This window comes from Burkholderia sp. AU33803 (assembly GCF_002223095.1).
Classification (GTDB): Bacteria; Pseudomonadota; Gammaproteobacteria; order Burkholderiales; family Burkholderiaceae; genus Burkholderia.
The window spans coordinates 27,851-45,616 of record NZ_NKFJ01000005.1; the positions used below are offsets into that span (position 1 = coordinate 27,851).

The following is a 17,766-nucleotide window of genomic DNA, read 5'->3' on the forward strand; positions in this document are numbered from 1 at the left end:
GGACGGCAGACCTGGCGCTCACTGTTGACAGCTTGCGAAGCCGCGCCGGTTCAGCGCGCATCGCGTGTGACTTGCTGCTCGCCGCCCGCTCGCGCGGGCGGCGCTAACCATTAGCGATCGATTTCGCCGAACACGATGTCCTGCGTACCGATGATCGTGACGGCGTCGGCGATCATGTGACCGCGCGCCATTTCGTCGAGCGACGCCAGGTGCGCGAAACCCGGTGCACGAATCTTGAGGCGATACGGCTTGTTCGCACCATCCGACACGAGGTAGATGCCGAACTCACCCTTCGGATGCTCGACCGCCGCGTACGCTTCGCCTTCCGGAACATGGAAACCTTCGGTGAAGAGCTTGAAGTGGTGAATCAAGTCTTCCATGTTGGTCTTCATGCCGACGCGCGACGGCGGTGCAACCTTGTGATTGTCCGTCATCACCGGGCCCGGATTCTTGCGGAGCCACTCAATACACTGTTTCGCGATGCGAATCGACTGGCGCATTTCCTCGACACGCACCAGATAGCGGTCGTAGCAATCGCCGTTCACGCCGACCGGCACGTCGAAATCGAGGCGATCGTACACTTCGTACGGCTGCTTCTTGCGCAGATCCCAGGCGATGCCCGAGCCGCGCAGCATCGGGCCCGTCAGGCCCATCTGCAGCGCACGTTCCGGGCTGACCACGCCGATCCCGACCAGACGCTGTTTCCAGATCCGGTTGTCGGTGAGCAGCGTTTCGTATTCGTCGACGCACTTCGGGAAGCGCGTGAAGAAGTCGTCGATGAAGTCGAGCACCGAGCCGCTGCGCGCTTCGTTCATCTTCGCGAGCGCCTTCTCATTGCGAATCTTCGACGCCTTGTATTGCGGCATTGCGTCAGGCAGGTCGCGGTAGACGCCGCCCGGACGGTAGTACGCCGCGTGCATCCGGGCTCCGGACACCGCTTCGTACACGTCCATCAGGTCTTCGCGTTCGCGGAATGCGTACAGGAACACGGCCATCGCGCCGACGTCGAGCGCATGCGCGCCGATCCACATCAGGTGGTTGAGCACACGCGTGATTTCGTCGAACAGCACGCGGATGTACTGCGCGCGCTCCGGCACGTCGATGCCGAGCAGCTTTTCGATCGCGAGCACGTAGCCGTGCTCGTTGACCATCATCGACACATAGTCGAGACGGTCCATGTACGGCACGGACTGGATGAACGTCTTGGATTCCGCGAGCTTTTCCGTCGCGCGGTGCAGCAGGCCGATGTGCGGATCGGCACGCTGGATGACTTCGCCGTCGAGCTCGAGCACGAGGCGCAGCACGCCGTGCGCTGCCGGGTGCTGCGGGCCGAAGTTGAGCGTGTAGTTCTTGATTTCTGCCATGACGCCCCCTTAATGTTTCAGACCGCCATAGCGATCCTCGCGGATCACGCGCGGCGTGATTTCGCGCGGCTCGATCGTCACCGGCTGGTACACGACCCGCTTCTCTTCCGGGTCGTAACGCATTTCGACATAGCCCGACACCGGGAAGTCCTTGCGGAACGGGTGGCCGATGAAGCCGTAGTCGGTGAGGATGCGGCGCAGGTCGGGGTGGCCTTCGAACACGATGCCGTACAGGTCGAACGCTTCGCGCTCGTACCAGTTCGCGGAGGTCCAGATGTCGACCAGCGATGCCACGATCGGCAGGTCGTCATCCGGTGCGAATGCACGCAGGCGCAGGCGCCAGTTGTTCGTGACCGACAGCAGGTGCGACACGGCCGCGAAACGCGGGCCGTCGTAGGCGCCGTCGCCGAAGGTCTGGTAGTCGACGCCGCACAGGTCGATCAGTTGCTCGAAACGGAGCTTCGGATCGTCGCGCAGCGTCTTTGCGACTTCGAGGTAATCGCTCGCCTTCACGACGAGCGTCAGTTCACCGATCGCTTCGGTGAGGCTCACCACGCGCGCGCCGAGCGCGGCTTCGAGGTTTGCCTTGAGGGTCTCGATTTTGCTTGCCATATTGAGGGGACGCTCGGGGCTTTATTGACGGGCGATGGTATTGGTGCGGCGGATCTTCGCCTGCAACTGGATCACGCCGTAGACCAGCGCCTCGGCCGTGGGCGGACAGCCCGGCACGTAGACGTCGACCGGCACGATCCGGTCGCAGCCGCGGACCACCGAGTACGAGTAGTGGTAGTAACCACCGCCGTTCGCGCACGATCCCATCGAGATCACCCAGCGCGGCTCGGCCATCTGGTCGTACACGCGGCGCAGCGCGGGCGCCATCTTGTTGCAGAGCGTGCCGGCGACGATCATCACGTCCGACTGGCGCGGGCTCGGGCGAAACACGACGCCGAACCGGTCCAGATCGTAACGGGCCGCGCCCGCATGCATCATTTCGACGGCGCAACACGCGAGCCCGAACGTCATCGGCCACAGCGAGCCGGTACGCGTCCAGTTGATCAGCTTGTCAGCCGTCGTGGTGACAAACCCTTCCTTCAAGACCCCTTCGATACTCATTTGCTTTCCACTCCAGACGAGCGACCGAGCGTGGCCGCCCATGCAAACCGGCGATTAACCCATCACTCCCAGTCGAGGCCGCCTTTCTTCCAGATATAGGCAAAGCCCAGCAGGAATTCGAGCAGAAAAATCATCATTGCGATGAAACCCGGCCAGCCGATATCCCGGAGCGCGACGCCCCACGGAAACAGGAATGCGGTTTCGAGATCGAAGATGATGAACAGGATGGCGACGAGGTAGTACCGGACGTCGAATTTCATCCGGGCGTCTTCAAAGGCTTCGAAGCCGCACTCGTACGGTGCGTTCTTCTCGACGTCCGGCTTGTTGGGACCAAGGAGCTTGCCGATGCTGACCAGCGCTATACCTAAACCAGTGCCCACGAGGAGGAACAACAAGACGGGGTAATAGGCTGCGAGGTTCAAGGCAATCCTCTATCGGTTGGTTCTGAGCGTCCGGAGAATACCACTTCCGGCGGAAGGAATCATTTCGGAGTGCAGGCGATCGCAAGACAACCGCAAGCACACCCCAGAAATGAAAAATGCCAGCCACTAGAAGCGGCTGGCATTGAGTAACTTTGGTGCCGACGGCGAGACTCGAACTCGCACAGCTTTCGCCACTACCCCCTCAAGATAGCGTGTCTACCAATTTCACCACGTCGGCACTGCATGCAACCGGGGTTGTAACTACTTGTTTCCCGCGAATCGCTTCAAGAATTAAATTCTAACCCGACTTCGAGATTTGTTCAACGCACAACCGCAAAAAATTTAACTTTTTATTTCGGGACGTCCTGGCCCGGCGCGCTTGCAGCCGAGCCTGCGGCAGCGGATGCCGCGACGGCCGGCGCCGATGCTGCAGGCGCCGAGGCCGGTGCGGTCGCGACCCCACCCAGCACGCCCGCCGACGGCGTCGACTTGTACGAACCGAGGTACGTCAGCGCGAGCGTCGCGACGAAGAAGATCGTCGCGAGAATGCCCGTCGTACGCGACAGGAAGTTCGCCGAGCCCGTTGCACCAAACAGGCTGCCCGACGCGCCGCTGCCGAACGCAGCGCCCATGTCGGCACCCTTGCCGTGCTGCAACAGCACGAGACCAATCACACCCAGTGCAGACAGCACCTGCACCACAATAATCAGCGTCTTGAATAACAGCATCACACCCACCCGAATGGATCGGGCGACCGGACCAACCGGCCGCCGTCATGGTTCAATTCGATCTCGGACCGCTCAGCGCGCGGCCCGGCAGATCGCCAGGAAATCTTCCGCCTTCAGCGACGCGCCGCCGATCAGGCCACCGTCGATGTCCGGCTGCGCAAACAGCTCTTCCGCGTTGTCCGGCTTCACGCTGCCGCCGTACAGCACGGACACGTCTGCCGCACCCTTTGCCGCGAGACGCGCACGCAGGAACGCGTGCACGTCCTGTGCCTGCGCCGACGTCGCGCTCTTGCCCGTGCCGATCGCCCAGACCGGCTCGTACGCGACGACGATGCGCGCGGCCTCGTCGGCCGTCAGCACGGCCAGCACTGCGTCGAGCTGCGCACCGACCACCTGCTCGGTCGCACCCGACTCACGCTCGTCGAGCGTCTCGCCGACGCACACGACAGGCGTGAGCCCCGCCGCGAGCGCGCGCTGCGTCTTCGCCGCGACCGTCTCGTTGCGTTCGCCGTGATACGCGCGGCGCTCCGAGTGACCGACGATCGCATAGCGTGCGCCGAACTCCGCGACCATCGCAGCCGCCACTTCACCGGTGAACGCGCCCTGCTCGTGCGCCGACACGTCCTGCGCACCCCAGGCGACACGGCCGCCGTCGAGCTGCGCCTGAACCTGCGCGAGATACGGGAACGGCACGCACACGCCGACCGACGTTTCGGCCGCCACCGCGCCCGCGCCCTGCACCACTTCGTTCAGCAACGCCTGGTTGCCGGCCAGCCGGCCGTGCATCTTCCAGTTGCCGATCACACGCTTAGTTCTTTGTTTCGACATCGTGTCTGTCTCGTCACCGCTTGGTCATTAACGCGCCGGAAACCGGCCGTCAGGTTTGATCTGGCGAAGCAAACCGGCGATTTTACTGCGCGCGCCTTGAACCGGTCAAACCGCGCATGTCAAGCCCGGCCACGTGGGCCGTCAGGCGTTCGTACCCCAATCGAGCACGATCTTGCCGGTGTGCTCGCTGCTTTCCATCAGCGCATGCGCCTGCGCGGCGTCCGCCGCCGGCAATACGCGATAGATCACCGGCTTGATGCGGCCGTCGGCAAGCAGCGGCCACACGCGCGCCTTCAACTGCGCGGCGATCTGCGCCTTGAATTCGACCGGACGCGGGCGCAGCGTGGAACCCGTGATGGTCAGCCGGCGACGCAGGATCTCGCTCAGGTTGACGTCGGCCTTCGCGCCGCCGAGCAGCGCGATCAGCACCAGACGGCCGCCATCCGCGAGCGCGGACAGTTCGCGCGGCACGTACGAGCCCGCCACCATGTCGAGGATCACGTCGACGCCGCGATCGTGCGTCAGCGACTTCACGACCTCGACGAAGTCTTCCGTCTTGTAGTTGATCGCACGCTCCGCGCCGAGCGCCTCGCACGCGCGGCACTTGTCGGCCGTGCCGGCCGTCGCGAACACGCGAAAGCCGAGCGCATGCGCGATCTGGATCGCCGTCACGCCGATGCCGCTCGAGCCGCCCTGCACGAGCAGCGTTTCGTGCTCGCCGCCCTCGCCCGCGCCGAGCTGCGCACGGTCGAACACGTTGCTCCACACCGTGAAAAACGTCTCGGGCAGCGACGCGGCCTCGATATCGGTCAGCCCGCCGGGCACCGGCAGGCATTGCGGCAGCGGCGCGACCGCATATTCCGCATAGCCGCCGCCCGCGAGCAGCGCGCACACGCGATCGCCGAGCTTCAGGCCGAACGGGTTCTGAGCAGCGTCGGACAGGTCGCCGCCGACGATCTCGCCCGCGACCTCGAGGCCCGGCAGATCCGACGCACCCGGCGGCGGCGCATAGGCGCCCTTGCGCTGGAACACGTCGGGCCGGTTCACGCCGGAAGCCGCCACCTTGATCAGCACTTCGCCGCGCTTCGGTTCGGGACGCGGACGCTCCGCAAGCTTCAGCACGTCGGGGGCGCCGAACTCGGTGATTTCGATGGCTTTCATGGTGAGGGTCGCTCCAGGATCAGGATCGGAATCGGATGGTGCGCCCGCACGCGGCACGGGCGCCTTGCCGGCGCTGCTGCGCCGCACAACGATGCTACAGAAAAAACGGCCGGCACGCTTTCGCACTGCCGGCCGTTGGTCCGCCTATCCGCTTACTGCTGCGGCGGCGTGTCCGATTGCGACGCCGCCGCTGCTTCGTTCAGCAGCGCCTTTGCCGACAGACGCACACGACCCTTTTCGTCCGTCTGGATGACCTTGACCTTCACTTGCTGGCCTTCCTTCAGGTAGTCGTTGATGTCCTTCACACGCTCGTTGACGATTTCCGAGATGTGCAGCAGGCCATCCTTGCCCGGCAGCAGGTTCACGATCGCGCCGAAATCGAGCAGCTTCAGAACCGTGCCTTCGTACACCTGGCCCACTTCGATCTCGGCCGTGATTTGCTCGATACGCTTCTTCGCTTCGGCCATGCCGTCGCTGTTCGTGCTCGCGATCGTCACGACGCCGTCGTCGGAGATGTCGATGGTCGTGCCGGTTTCTTCCGTCAGCGCGCGGATCACCGAACCGCCCTTGCCGATCACGTCGCGGATCTTTTCCGGGTTGATCTTGATCGTGATCATGCGCGGCGCGAATTCCGACAGTTGCGTGTTCGCACCCGAAACCGCCGACGTCATCTTGCCGAGGATGTGCATGCGGCCTTCCTTCGCCTGCGCGAGCGCGACCTGCATGATTTCCTTCGTGATGCCCTGGATCTTGATGTCCATCTGCAGTGCCGTCACGCCTTGCTCCGTGCCGGCCACCTTGAAGTCCATGTCGCCGAGGTGATCTTCGTCGCCGAGGATGTCGGTCAGCACCGCGAACTTGTTGCCTTCGAGGATCAGGCCCATCGCGATACCCGCGACGTGCGCCTTCATCGGCACGCCGGCGTCCATCAGCGCGAGGCAGCCGCCGCACACCGATGCCATCGACGACGAACCGTTCGATTCGGTGATTTCCGACACGACGCGGATCGAGTAGCCGAATTCGTCGGCGCTCGGCAGGCACTTGACCAGTGCACGCTTCGCGAGGCGGCCGTGGCCGATTTCGCGGCGCTTCGGCGAGCCGACGCGGCCCGTTTCGCCGGTCGCGAACGGGGGCATGTTGTAGTGGAGCATGAAGCGCTCGCGGTACTCGCCTTCGAGCGCGTCGATGATCTGCTCGTCACCCTTCGTGCCGAGCGTCGCGACGACCAGCGCCTGCGTCTCGCCGCGCGTGAACAGCGCCGAGCCGTGGGTACGCGGCAGCACGCCGGTGCGGATTTCGATCGGGCGCACGGTGCGCGTGTCGCGGCCGTCGATGCGCGGCTCGCCGTTCAGGATCTGCGAACGGACGATCTTCGCTTCGATGTCGAACAGCACGTTGCCGACCGTTGCCTTGTCGGCTGCGACCGTACCGGCTGCCTGCGCATCTTCCTCGAGCTTCGCCGAGGTTGCCGCGTAGACTTCCTTCAGCTTGGTCGAGCGCGCCTGCTTGTCGCGGAGCTGGTAAGCAGCGAGCAGGTCGTTCTGTGCCAGCTCGGTCACGCGCGCGATCAGCGCTTCGTTCTTCGGCGCCGGCTGCCAGTCCCACTCGGGCTTGCCGCCTTCGCGGACCAGTTCGTGGATCGCGTCGATCGCGACCTGCATTTGCTCGTGGCCGAACACCACGGCGCCCAGCATCACTTCTTCCGACAGCTGGTCGGCTTCCGATTCGACCATCAGCACGGCACGTTCCGTACCTGCGACGACGAGGTCGAGGCTCGACGCCTTGATCTGGTCACGCGTCGGGTTCAGCACGTACGCGTTGTCGATGTAGGCCACGCGTGCGGCACCGACCGGGCCGTTGAACGGCAGGCCCGACACGGCGAGCGCAGCCGATGCGCCGATCAGCGCGGGGATGTCCGCCGGGATTTCCGGGTTCACGGACAGCACGTGGATCACGACCTGGACTTCGTTGTAGAAGCCTTCCGGGAACAGCGGGCGCAGCGGACGGTCGATCAGGCGCGACGTCAGCGTCTCGTGCTCCGACGGACGGCCTTCGCGACGGAAGAAGCCGCCCGGGATCTTGCCGGCCGAGTAGGTCTTTTCGAGGTAGTCGACGGTCAGCGGGAAGAAATCCTGACCCGGCTTCGCCGACTTCGCGCCGACGACGGTTGCCAGCACGACGGTGTCTTCGACGTCGACGATCACGGCGCCGCTTGCCTGGCGAGCGACTTCACCGGTTTCGAGGCGCACCTTGTGCTGGCCCCACTGGAATTCCTTCACGACCTTGTTGAACATGGACATGGTTGCTCCTTTGAATTCATGCATTTCATTCGCCGCGCCGGCCATCCCGCGCGGCGGCGTCCCGACCGAATCACCCGGAGCAAGGTGTGTTTTTTATGCCATTCCAGCGCGGCGCTCATGCAGCGACGCGCTGGAATGACACAAATCCTGCCCCGGTATCAGTCGTTGCGGCAGCCCGGCACAACCGTGCCGGACGACCTGCGGTGCGTGTGACGCTACGCACCGCGCAAAAACAAAATGCCTGTATCAGCGGACTGACACAGGCATCTTGCTGGCGGCAATCGCCTCGATTACTTACGCAGACCCAGCTTCTCGATCAGTGCGCGGTAACGGTCGGCATCCTTGCCCTTGAGGTAGTCGAGCAGCTTGCGGCGGCGGCTCACCATGCGCAGCAGGCCGCGGCGGCTGTGGTGATCCTTCGCGTGGGTCTTGAAGTGACCCGTCAGTTCGACGATACGTGCGGTCAGCAGTGCGACCTGGACTTCGGGGCTCCCCGTGTCGTTGGTACCGCGGGCGAACTGAGCAACAACTTCCGACTTCTTGATATCTGCAACAGACATGTGATTTCCTTTCTAACTGAACAGGCGGACACGGAAGAATGGCCGTGCCGTGACTTACAACCGGCGCGCATTGTAGCACAACTCCGCGCCGTTCTTACCGCCTCCTGTCACGGGCGCGTCATCGAGCAGGCGGACGGCATCTCCATGCGCGGCGCCGCCACCGCGAGCACCGTCCGGAAACCGTAGCCCGAGCCCTCGTTGTCGAAGCGCACGCCCGGCGTGCCGACCTTGTCCATCTCCATCACGTAAAGGGGCTGGATCAGCTGGTGATCCTGCGCGCGCATCCGCGACGCGTGGAAGCCGTCGTCGAACGACAGGCCCTCGAGCGCCCGCGCAACCGCGACGGGGTCGGCGGAACCCGCGCGGTTCATCGCGGCGGCCAGCATCTCGATCATCAGGCTCATCCGTCGCACCGGATAGTCGTCCTGGGCGGCCGGAAAACGGCTCCGGAACGCGCGGTAGAACGCATCCGATTTCGCGCCGCCCGCGTTCGGGTGCCAGTCCGCCACGGCCACGACCCGCCCGACACCGGCATCGCCAAGCGCCGCCGGCGCGCCGAGGCTGTTGCCGTAGAAGGTATAGAACTTCGCATTCAGCCCCTGCTCGCGCGCCGCCTTCACGAGCAGCGTGAGGTCGTTGCCCCAGTTGCCGGTCACGACGGCGTCGGCGCCGCTCGCACGGATCTTCGCGATGTACGGCGAGAAATCCTTGATCCGGCCGATCGGGTGGAATTCGTCGCCGGCGATCGTCACGTCCGGGCGCCGCGCGGCCAGCGCCTGCCGGGCGAGCGTGCTGACGTCGCGGCCGAAGCTGTAGTCCTGGTTGAGCAGGTAGACCTTGTGGAGCGCGCGGTCGCGCGCCATCACGTCCGCGAGCGCAGCCATCCGCATGCCCGCGTGCGCATCGAAACGGAAATGCCAGAAGCTGCAGCGCGCGCCGGTCAGCGCCGGATCGTCGGCCGAATAGTTGAGGAACAGCATCCGGCTGTCCGGATCGCGCGCGTTCAGCTTGTCGAGCGCCGCGACGAGCGCGGCGGCGACGGCCGAACTGTTGCCCTGCGCGACGAACCCGATATGGCGGTCCGCGGCCGCGCGCAACTGCACGAGCGCCTCCTCGGGGCTGCCCTTGCTGTCGAGCACGACGAGTTCGAGCGGATGCGCGCCGTCGCGCAGCTTCACGCCGCCCGCCGCGTTGACCTGCTCGACGCCGAAGCGCAGGTTGCGCTCGACCGCCGCGCCCGCATTCGCGAACGGGCCCGACATCCCCTCGATCAGCGCGATCCGCACCGGCTCGCCGCCGGCAAACGCCGACGACACCAGCATCCACCCCGCGCTCAACGCGAGCGCGCACCGCTTCCACCCCTGCATCGGCCACCTGCCCTTCAATCTGCCCGAGAAGCGCGGATCATAGGCCGGCGCCCCCGCCGCCCGCAAGCGTGACCGCGGCGGCGATCCGTACCGATTTTTTCCGCACGATGCGCGGTCGCGCGCCGTCCGTGATAAAACGGGACTTGTTTCCGTGTTCTGGAGAATCCCCATGCGCATTCGCATTTCCGCGCGCCTGCCGGTGCTCGTCGCCGGTGCCGCCGCGCTGCTGGCCGGTTGCGCGCAACCGTGGCAGCAATACCAGGCCGGCCAGGACGAGTCGGCGATCGTCGCGCGCATGGGCCCGCCGCGCGAGATCTACGACCTGCCCGACGGCGGCAAGCGCCTGATGTGGCCGACCCAGCCGATGGGCGAAATCACCATCGCGGCCGACGTCGACGCGGCCCACAAGATCGTCAACGTGCGCCAGGTCCTGCAGCCGAACGAGTTCTATCGCGCAGAGATCGGCAAGTGGACGAAGACCGACGTCCTCGTGAACTTCGGACGCCCCGTCGAGACGTCCTACTTCCCGCTGATGAAGCGCGAGGTGTGGACTTACCGGTATCTCGAGGACAACGTCTGGTACATGATGTACAGCTTCTACTTCGATCCTCAGGGCATCCTGCGCATCACGCAGAAAACGCCCGACCCGCTGCACGACCCCGACCGCCGCAACCTGTTCTGACCGATTACGCATTTACGCGCAATTTTCAGCGTGGCCATTCACGAATCATTGCGTGAATGGCCATTTCCTTTTTTCCGCCTCCTGATTAATTTCGAAAATGCGACGGAAATCTTTTCCGATCGATGACATTTCGATGGCACCTCGCTGACATCCCCGTCATGCGGGCCTCTGCGCGAAAGCGGGCTTACGCAGCGCAGGTCATGCGGCGAATTGGTGCACGCAATGCACTACGCCAACTCAATTTGAAACAAATTGTTTCAACACCCCCGAAGTGCTAGGGCATACCCCTAATATCAGTCGAAAACCAACCTTTCAATTTAGAAAGAATGCCATTGCGACATTTTTGCCGATATTCGTTTGCCTTTATCAGAAAGGAGTCCTCATGAATCGCCCCAAGAGCATGCTGGTTGCCAACATCGCCTGGGCCCGCGAAACGCGTGAATACACGCCCGGCTTCTTCGACGCGCTCGCGCGCGGCCAGAATCCGCGCGTGCTGTGGATCGGCTGCGCCGACAGCCGCGTGCCGGCCGAGACCATCACGCACTGCGCGCCCGGCGAGCTGTTCGTCCATCGCAACATCGCGAACCTGTTCCATCCCGACGACGACAATTCCGCCAGCGTCCTCGAGTACGCGGTACGCGTGCTGCAGGTCGACCACGTCATCGTGTGCGGGCACTACGGATGCGGCGGCGTACGCGCGTCGCTACTGCCGCCGCCGTCCGACCTGCCGCACGTCGCGCGCCGCATCGCGCCACTCTGCGCGCTCGCGCGGCGCCATCGCGACACACTGGACGGGCTGGACGACGCGGCCGCCGCCGACCGCCTCGCCGAACTCAACGTGCTCGAACAGGTGAGGCTGCTGCGCGCGTCCCCGATCGTGCAGGGCCGCGAGCGGCCACCGCTCGTGCACGGCTGGATCTTTTCGCTCGTCGACGGCCGACTGCAGGAACTCGATTCCGGCTACACCACGTCGCCCGCCGACGTCGAACCCGTGCAGGCCGCGACGGCCGGCGCGCTCGGCTGACCTACCCCGCCCCCAAGCCAATGAAATCGCCCCAACCATGAAACTGAACGAGCGCCTGTCCACCCTGCCGCGCGACATCGTCGCCGGCGTCGTCGTTTTCCTCGTCGCGCTGCCGCTGTGTCTCGGCATCGCCAATGCATCCGGCGTCGAACCGTTCGCCGGGCTCGTGTCCGGGATCGTCGGCGGCATCGTCGTCGCGCTGCTGAGCGGCTCGTCGCTGTCCGTCAGCGGGCCGGCCGCCGGCCTCGTCGTGATCGTCGTCGAAGGCATCGCGCAACTCGGCAGCTTCTCCGCGTTCCTGCTCGCGGTGCTGCTGTCCGGCGTCCTGCAGTTCGGGTTCGGCATGCTGCGCGCCGGCCGCTTCGCCGCCTACGTGCCGTCGTCCGTCATCAAGGGCATGCTCGCCGCGATCGGCCTGCTGCTGATCGTGAAGCAGATTCCGTTCGCCTTCGGCATCGGCGGCTCGGCCGCGCAATCGTTTGCGAATTGGCCGGGCCTGCCGGTCGCGTGGGCCGCGACCGCCGTCGCACTCGCCTCGCTCGCACTGCTGGTCGCGTGGGATACCCCCGCGCTGCGCCGCTTCGCGCTGGTGCGTTCGGTGCCGGCCCCGCTCGCGGTGGTCGTGCTGGGTATCGGCGCCACGCTCGTGCTGAGCGTCGTCGCGCCGTCAGTGGCGCCGGGCGCCGCCCATCGCGTGACGCTGCCCGAACTCGGATCGTTCGCGGCCTTCGCGGCGTCGCTCAAGCATGCGGATCTCGGCCCGAACTTCGCGCAGCTCGTCAATCCTGACGTGTGGCGCGTCGCGATCACGCTCGCGGTCGTCGCGAGCCTCGAGACGCTGCTGAGCCTCGAAGCCGTCGAGCAGATCGACCCGAAGCGCCGGCCGACCCAACCCGACCGTGAACTCAAGGCCCAGGGCGTCGGCAATCTCGTCGCGGGCGCGGTCGGCGGGCTGCCGATCACATCGGTGATCGTACGCAGCTCGGTAAACGTCAATGCGGGCGCGCAAAGCCGGATGTCGGCGATCGTGCACGGGGTGCTGCTGCTCGCGAGCGTGTTCGCGCTCACGGGCCTGATCAACCTGATCCCGCTCGCGAGCCTGGCCGCGATCCTGATCCACACCGGCTTCAAGCTCGCGAAGCCGGCGCTGTTCCGCTCGGTGATGAAACAGGGTCCGGCCGCATTCGTGCCGTTCGCCGCGACAATTGCCGGCGTGCTCGCGGTCGACCTGCTGTTCGGCATCGCGCTCGGCCTCGCGTGCAGCGTGCTGGCGGTCGCCGTCGCGAACCTGAAGAGCCCCGTCACGCTCGCGCAGCACGACGACCACTTCCTGCTGTCGTTCCGCAAGGACGTGTCGTTTCTCGGCAAGGTGCAGGTCAAGCATCACCTGCGGCACATTCCCGACCGGGCCGCGGTGATCATCGACGCGACGCGCGCCGACTATATCGATCACGACGTGCTCGAACTGCTCGATGCGTTCGTCGCCGATGCGCCGCGACGCGGGATCGCGGTCGAGTTCCGGCGGCGCAGCCCGGCGCCGCGTACGGCCGCGCGCCGCTGGCTGTTCCGTGCGCCGGCTGCCGAATGAGCAGTGGATGAGCGGGTAAATGAAAAACGCCCCGGCGGCACAGGGCCGCACGGGGCGTGTCGGTGACGCGAGGCGCGCTGCGCTTATGCGCGCTGCGGATTGACCTTGTCGTCCTTCGAATGCAGCTTGTTCAGTGCGGAGATGTACGCCTTCGCGGATGCGGCGACGATGTCCGGATCGGTGCCGACGCCGTTGACGATCCGCCCGCTCTTCGACAGTCGGACGGTCACTTCGCCCTGCGCCTGCGTGCCGGTCGTGATCGCGTTCACCGAGTACAGCAGCAGCTCGGAACCGCTGCCGACTTCGCCCTCGATCGCATTGAACGTCGCATCGACCGGGCCGTTGCCGCGCGCTTCACCGGTCACTTCCTTGCCTTCGACCGCGAACACGATTTTCGCCTGCGGTTGCTCGCCCGTCTCCGAACGCTGCGACAGCGACACGAACTTGAAGTGCTCCTGCTCGTGCGCGAGCGCCGATTCCTCGGACACGATCGCGATGATGTCTTCGTCGAAGATCTCGGCCTTGCGGTCGGCCAGATCCTTGAAGCGCATGAACGCGGCATTGAGTTCGCTCTCGCTGTCGAGCGCCACGCCGAGCTCCTGCAGGCGCTGCTTGAACGCGTTACGACCCGACAGCTTGCCGAGCACGATCTTGTTCGCGGTCCAGCCCACGTCTTCCGCGCGCATGATCTCGTAGGTGTCGCGCGCCTTCAGCACGCCGTCCTGGTGGATGCCCGACGCATGCGCGAACGCGTTCGCGCCGACCACCGCCTTGTTCGGCTGCACGACGAAGCCGGTGATCTGCGACACGAGCTTCGACGTCGGTACGATCTGCGTCGTGTCGATGCCGACGTCGAGGCCGAAGTAGTCCTTGCGAGTCTTCACGGCCATCACGATTTCTTCGAGCGACGTGTTGCCCGCGCGCTCGCCGAGGCCGTTGATCGTGCACTCGATCTGGCGCGCACCGCCGATCTTCACGCCGGCGAGCGAGTTCGCCACCGCCATCCCGAGGTCGTTGTGGCAATGCACCGAGAAGATCGCCTTGTCCGAGTTCGGAATGCGCTCCCGCAGCGTCTTCACGAGGTTGCCGTACAGCTCCGGCACGCCGTAGCCGACCGTGTCGGCGATGTTGATCGTCGTCGCGCCTTCCGCGATCACGGCTTCCAGCACGCGGCACAGGAAGTCGAGATCCGAGCGGCTGCCGTCTTCCGGCGAGAATTCGACGTTGTCGGTGAACTTGCGCGCGAAGCGCACCGCGAGGCGGGCCTGCTCGAACACCTGGTCGGGCGTCATCCGCAGCTTCTTCTCCATGTGCAGCGGCGACGTCGCGATGAACGTGTGGATCCGCGCGCTGTTGGCCGGCTTCAGCGCATCAGCGGCGCGCTGGATGTCCTTGTCGTTGGCGCGCGCCAGCGAGCAGATCGTGCTGTCCTTCACGAGACCGGCGATCGTGTGGATCGCGTCGAAATCGCCGTTCGAGCTGGCCGCGAAGCCGGCCTCGATCACGTCGACCTTCATCCGCTCGAGGTGCTTCGCAATGCGGATTTTCTCTTCCTTCGTCATCGACGCACCGGGCGATTGTTCGCCGTCACGCAACGTCGTATCGAAAATGATCAGCTTGTCTGTCATGGGGGGCTCCAGGGGCTCTTTATACGGAAGTCAAACGTAACGAGATCGCGCCACCGCTGGCGACGCTCGACAACAGACGAAGCTTGACGGGGGGCGAGAACGGTCAGCGCGGCAGGCGCGCCGAAGCTAGCGCGCGTAGCGGCGCACCGGCTAGAAGGAGGGAGAGGCGGGAAAATGCAGTCATGCCAAAGACTATAGCGGCATTCCGTTAGGTGCGCAATCGGACGGCACCCGGGGTTTCCTGCCGCACGGGCCGAACCAGGGACACATGAAAACGGCGACCCTGAGGCCGCCGTTTTCAGGCGAAGCATGCGCATGCGTCAGTGGTCGCGCTGCGACGAGCGCGCCGGATTCGCGCGCCCGCGGATGGCCATGTAGCCCCAGAACACGTAGCCGGACAGCCCGTACAGCACGAACAGGCAGAACAGCATCAGCGGCGGATCGGACGACACGAGCACGAACGCGACGACGACCAGCAGGATCGCCGCGAACGGCACGCGGTGCCGCACGTCGAGCGCCTTGCCGCTGTAGAACGGCGCGTTCGACACCATCGTCACGCCCGCGTAGATCGTCAGCACGAACGCGACCCACGGCAACCAGCCGAGCTTCATCGGCACGCGGTTGTCGGTGGCGAGCCACACGAAGCCGGCGATCAGCGCGGCGGCGGCCGGGCTCGGCAGCCCCTGGAAGAAGCGCTTGTCGACGACGCCGATGTTCGTATTGAAGCGCGCGAGGCGCAGCGCGGCGCCCGAGCAGTACACGAACGCGGCGAGCCAGCCCCAGCGGCCGAGATCCTTCAGCACCCACTCGTACATCACGAGCGCGGGCGCGACGCCGAACGACACCATGTCCGACAGGCTGTCGAACTGCTCGCCGAACGCGCTCTGCGTATGCGTCATGCGTGCCACGCGCCCGTCCATCCCGTCGAGCACCATCGCGACGAAAATCGCGATCGCGGCGATCTCGAAGCGCACGTTCATCGCCTGCACGACCGCGAAGAAGCCGCAGAACAGCGCGGCGGTCGTGAATGCGTTCGGTAGCAGGTAGATGCCGCGCGTCTTCAGGAACCGCTGGCGCGCGGCACGGCGGCTCTCGACGGGCACCGGATCCTGTGCCATCACCTTGTTGCGCCGGAACGGACGTGGCGTCTGGCCGGCGCCGTTGCGCGGCCGACGCGGTTTGAATGCGGCCATGGTGCGCCCCGCCGCTTACTGTTCGAGTTCGGCGAGGATCGTCGACGACGCGTAGACCTTCTCGCCGATCGACACCTTCGCGCGGCTGCCGAGCGGCAGGTACACGTCGACGCGCGAACCGAAGCGGATGAAACCGTAGCGCTGGCCGCGCGACAGCGGTTCGCCCGCGCGCACGTAGCAGAGGATCCGGCGTGCGACGAGGCCGGCGATCTGCACGGCGGTCACGGTCTTGCCGCTCGCCGTCTGGATCACGACCGCATTACGCTCGTTCTCGGTCGACGCCTTGTCGATCGCCGCGTTCAGGAACGCGCCCGGGAAGTATTCGACCTTGGAGATCGCACCATCGACCGGCGAACGCTGCGAATGGACGTTGAAGACATTCATGAACACGCTGATCTTCAGCGCTTCGCGGTTCGCGTACGGATCCTGCGTGGTCTCGACCGCGACGATGCGGCCGTCCGCCGGGCACAGCACCGCGTTCGGCTGCGCCGGGATCGGGCGCTGCGGGTCGCGGAAGAACTGGACGACGAAGACGAGCAGCAGCCAGAACGGCCACGCGAAGCCGAAGCCCCCGACAGCATGGATCAACAGCGCGACGACGGCTGCAATCGCGATGAACGGCCAGCCTTCGCGCGCGATGATCGGATGAGGATAGTTCATGGATTCGTTCTGTGTTCGGTGAATTGCAAAGCCCGTAGGATAGCAAAAGCCGCCCGGGGCACTGCTGCCTTCGGGCGGCTTTTTGGTACCGGCCCTCTATTCGAGGGGCCGGATCAGCACGCGGTGCTTAGTTCTTCGACTGGTCGACGAGCTTGTTCTTCGCGATCCACGGCATCATCGCGCGCAGTTTCGAGCCGACTTGCTCGATCTGGTGCTCGGCCGTCAGGCGGCGGCGCGACTGCAGCGTCGGTGCGCCTGCCTTGTTCTCGAGAATGAAGCTCTTCGCGTACTCGCCCGTCTGGATGTCGGTCAGGCACTGCTTCATCGCCTTCTTCGTCTCTTCCGTGACGATGCGCGGGCCCGTCACGTACTCGCCGTACTCGGCGTTGTTCGAGATCGAGTAGTTCATGTTCGCGATGCCGCCTTCGTAGATCAGGTCGACGATCAGCTTCAGTTCGTGCAGGCACTCGAAGTACGCCATTTCCGGCGCGTAGCCTGCTTCGACCAGCGTCTCGAAGCCGGCCTTGATCAGCTCGACGGTACCGCCGCACAGCACGGCCTGCTCGCCGAACAGGTCGGTTTCGGTTTCTTCACGGAAGTTGGTTTCGATGATGCCCGCACGGCCGCCGCCGTTCGCTGCCGCGTACGACAGCGCGATGTCGCGTGCCGCGCCCGACTTGTTCTGCGCAACCGCGATCAGGTGCGGCACGCCGCCACCTTGCGAGTACGTGCCGCGAACCGTGTGGCCCGGTGCCTTCGGCGCGATCATGATCACGTCGAGGTCGGCGCGCGGGATCACCGCGCCGTAGTGGACGTTGAAGCCGTGCGCGAACGCCAGCGCCGCGCCCTGCTTGATGTTCGCGTGGACTTCCTTCGCGTACACGTCGGCGATCTGCTCGTCCGGCAGCAGCATCATCACGACGTCGGCGCTCTTCACCGCTTCCGCGACTTCCTTGACCGACAGGCCTGCGTTTTCGGCCTTGCTCCACGACGCGCCGCCCTTGCGCAGGCCGACCGTCACGTTCACGCCGCTGTCCTTCAGGTTCAGCGCGTGTGCATGGCCTTGCGAGCCGTAGCCGATGATCGTGACTTGCTTGCCCTTGATGAGGGAGAGGTCAGCGTCTTTGTCGTAGAAAACGTTCATGATG

At 65.2% G+C, this 17,766-nt stretch carries 17 protein-coding genes and 1 tRNA gene; 3 read left to right on the top strand and 15 right to left on the bottom strand.

Translation table 11 applies throughout. The features are described from left to right. Window positions 1-110: 110 nt before the first annotated feature. The 11 genes from CFB41_RS11920 to CFB41_RS11975 form a co-directional block, all read right to left on the bottom strand. A complete protein-coding gene (locus CFB41_RS11920; RefSeq protein WP_009694120.1) occupies window positions 111-1,364 on the bottom strand; it encodes an NADH-quinone oxidoreductase subunit D in 1,254 nt (417 codons plus the stop codon). 9 nt (window positions 1,365-1,373) lie between these two features. Further along, window positions 1,374-1,976, bottom strand: coding sequence for an NADH-quinone oxidoreductase subunit C (locus CFB41_RS11925; protein ID WP_006478264.1), 603 nt, complete (start codon window positions 1,974-1,976; stop codon window positions 1,374-1,376). Between the two features lie 21 nt (window positions 1,977-1,997). Then, window positions 1,998-2,477 carry an NADH-quinone oxidoreductase subunit B family protein gene (locus CFB41_RS11930; protein WP_006398799.1) on the bottom strand — a complete coding sequence of 160 codons (480 nt, stop codon included), beginning with the start codon at window positions 2,475-2,477 and terminating at the stop codon, window positions 1,998-2,000. Between the two features lie 62 nt (window positions 2,478-2,539). Next, window positions 2,540-2,899 (bottom strand): NADH-quinone oxidoreductase subunit A, encoded by a 360-nt coding sequence (locus tag CFB41_RS11935; RefSeq protein WP_006398798.1) that lies wholly within the window; start codon window positions 2,897-2,899, stop codon window positions 2,540-2,542. Between the two features lie 153 nt (window positions 2,900-3,052). After that, window positions 3,053-3,137: transfer RNA gene (locus tag CFB41_RS11940), tRNA-Leu, on the bottom strand. Between the two features lie 112 nt (window positions 3,138-3,249). Beyond that, on the bottom strand, window positions 3,250-3,627 hold the full coding sequence (gene secG / locus CFB41_RS11945) for a preprotein translocase subunit SecG (RefSeq protein ID WP_011352700.1): 378 nt from the start codon (window positions 3,625-3,627) through the stop codon (window positions 3,250-3,252). Between the two features lie 72 nt (window positions 3,628-3,699). Then, window positions 3,700-4,455, bottom strand: a complete 756-nt coding sequence (gene tpiA / locus CFB41_RS11950; RefSeq protein WP_034184885.1) for a triose-phosphate isomerase — start codon at window positions 4,453-4,455, stop codon at window positions 3,700-3,702. Between the two features lie 141 nt (window positions 4,456-4,596). Next, entirely contained in the window at window positions 4,597-5,616 is a 1,020-nt protein-coding gene (locus CFB41_RS11955) for an NAD(P)H-quinone oxidoreductase (RefSeq protein ID WP_089456640.1), read from the bottom strand. 152 nt (window positions 5,617-5,768) lie between these two features. Continuing rightward, entirely contained in the window at window positions 5,769-7,916 is a 2,148-nt protein-coding gene (gene pnp, locus CFB41_RS11960; RefSeq protein ID WP_089440667.1) for a polyribonucleotide nucleotidyltransferase, read from the bottom strand. 290 nt (window positions 7,917-8,206) lie between these two features. Then, window positions 8,207-8,476, bottom strand: coding sequence for a 30S ribosomal protein S15 (gene rpsO / locus CFB41_RS11970; RefSeq protein ID WP_006398792.1), 270 nt, complete (start codon window positions 8,474-8,476; stop codon window positions 8,207-8,209). Window positions 8,477-8,583: 107 nt separating this feature from the next. Further along, complete coding sequence (locus CFB41_RS11975; RefSeq protein ID WP_089456641.1) at window positions 8,584-9,843, bottom strand: branched-chain amino acid ABC transporter substrate-binding protein; 1,260 nt, start codon at window positions 9,841-9,843, stop codon at window positions 8,584-8,586. A 169-nt stretch (window positions 9,844-10,012) separates the two neighbouring features. On the opposite strand from CFB41_RS11975, the gene CFB41_RS11980 reads away from it, so the two are divergent. The 3 genes from CFB41_RS11980 (at window position 10,013) to CFB41_RS11990 (ending at window position 13,137) form a co-directional block, all read left to right on the top strand. Beyond that, the gene (locus tag CFB41_RS11980) at window positions 10,013-10,525 is read left to right on the top strand and encodes a hypothetical protein (RefSeq protein WP_089456642.1); all 513 of its coding nucleotides are present in this window, start codon (window positions 10,013-10,015) and stop codon (window positions 10,523-10,525) included. 382 nt (window positions 10,526-10,907) lie between these two features. After that, the gene (locus CFB41_RS11985) at window positions 10,908-11,549 is read left to right on the top strand and encodes a carbonic anhydrase (protein WP_089456643.1); all 642 of its coding nucleotides are present in this window, start codon (window positions 10,908-10,910) and stop codon (window positions 11,547-11,549) included. 37 nt (window positions 11,550-11,586) lie between these two features. After that, on the top strand, window positions 11,587-13,137 hold the full coding sequence (locus CFB41_RS11990) for a SulP family inorganic anion transporter (protein WP_089456644.1): 1,551 nt from the start codon (window positions 11,587-11,589) through the stop codon (window positions 13,135-13,137). A gap of 83 nt (window positions 13,138-13,220) precedes the next feature. Here the strand turns inward: CFB41_RS11990 and CFB41_RS11995 are convergent, their stop codons facing one another. From CFB41_RS11995 to ilvC, 4 genes are all read right to left on the bottom strand, one after another. Next, window positions 13,221-14,765, bottom strand: coding sequence for a 2-isopropylmalate synthase (locus CFB41_RS11995; protein ID WP_039370571.1), 1,545 nt, complete (start codon window positions 14,763-14,765; stop codon window positions 13,221-13,223). A gap of 320 nt (window positions 14,766-15,085) precedes the next feature. After that, window positions 15,086-15,958, bottom strand: a complete 873-nt coding sequence (gene pssA / locus CFB41_RS12005) for a CDP-diacylglycerol--serine O-phosphatidyltransferase (RefSeq protein WP_089456645.1) — start codon at window positions 15,956-15,958, stop codon at window positions 15,086-15,088. A 15-nt stretch (window positions 15,959-15,973) separates the two neighbouring features. Continuing rightward, entirely contained in the window at window positions 15,974-16,618 is a 645-nt protein-coding gene (locus CFB41_RS12010; RefSeq protein ID WP_089440671.1) for a phosphatidylserine decarboxylase, read from the bottom strand. Between the two features lie 127 nt (window positions 16,619-16,745). Beyond that, a complete protein-coding gene (gene ilvC, locus CFB41_RS12015; RefSeq protein ID WP_039370562.1) occupies window positions 16,746-17,762 on the bottom strand; it encodes a ketol-acid reductoisomerase in 1,017 nt (338 codons plus the stop codon). Window positions 17,763-17,766 lie beyond the last annotated feature (4 nt).

Excerpts from the sequence above, each read along its gene's own strand:
- CFB41_RS11920 (WP_009694120.1), bottom strand. The coding sequence starts at position 1,364 with ATGGCAGAAATCAAGAACTACACGCTCAACTTCGGCCCGCAGCACCCG.
- CFB41_RS11925 (WP_006478264.1), bottom strand. The coding sequence starts at position 1,976 with ATGGCAAGCAAAATCGAGACCCTCAAGGCAAACCTCGAAGCCGCGCTC.
- CFB41_RS11930 (WP_006398799.1), bottom strand. The coding sequence starts at position 2,477 with ATGAGTATCGAAGGGGTCTTGAAGGAAGGGTTTGTCACCACGACGGCT.
- secG (WP_011352700.1), bottom strand. The coding sequence starts at position 3,627 with ATGCTGTTATTCAAGACGCTGATTATTGTGGTGCAGGTGCTGTCTGCA.
- tpiA (WP_034184885.1), bottom strand. The coding sequence starts at position 4,455 with ATGTCGAAACAAAGAACTAAGCGTGTGATCGGCAACTGGAAGATGCAC.
- CFB41_RS11955 (WP_089456640.1), bottom strand. The coding sequence starts at position 5,616 with ATGAAAGCCATCGAAATCACCGAGTTCGGCGCCCCCGACGTGCTGAAG.
- pnp (WP_089440667.1), bottom strand. The coding sequence starts at position 7,916 with ATGTCCATGTTCAACAAGGTCGTGAAGGAATTCCAGTGGGGCCAGCAC.
- rpsO (WP_006398792.1), bottom strand. The coding sequence starts at position 8,476 with ATGTCTGTTGCAGATATCAAGAAGTCGGAAGTTGTTGCTCAGTTCGCC.
- CFB41_RS11975 (WP_089456641.1), bottom strand. The coding sequence starts at position 9,843 with ATGCAGGGGTGGAAGCGGTGCGCGCTCGCGTTGAGCGCGGGGTGGATG.
- CFB41_RS11980 (WP_089456642.1), top strand. The coding sequence starts at position 10,013 with ATGCGCATTCGCATTTCCGCGCGCCTGCCGGTGCTCGTCGCCGGTGCC.
- CFB41_RS11985 (WP_089456643.1), top strand. The coding sequence starts at position 10,908 with ATGAATCGCCCCAAGAGCATGCTGGTTGCCAACATCGCCTGGGCCCGC.
- CFB41_RS11990 (WP_089456644.1), top strand. The coding sequence starts at position 11,587 with ATGAAACTGAACGAGCGCCTGTCCACCCTGCCGCGCGACATCGTCGCC.
- CFB41_RS11995 (WP_039370571.1), bottom strand. The coding sequence starts at position 14,765 with ATGACAGACAAGCTGATCATTTTCGATACGACGTTGCGTGACGGCGAA.
- pssA (WP_089456645.1), bottom strand. The coding sequence starts at position 15,958 with ATGGCCGCATTCAAACCGCGTCGGCCGCGCAACGGCGCCGGCCAGACG.
- CFB41_RS12010 (WP_089440671.1), bottom strand. The coding sequence starts at position 16,618 with ATGAACTATCCTCATCCGATCATCGCGCGCGAAGGCTGGCCGTTCATC.
- ilvC (WP_039370562.1), bottom strand. The coding sequence starts at position 17,762 with ATGAACGTTTTCTACGACAAAGACGCTGACCTCTCCCTCATCAAGGGC.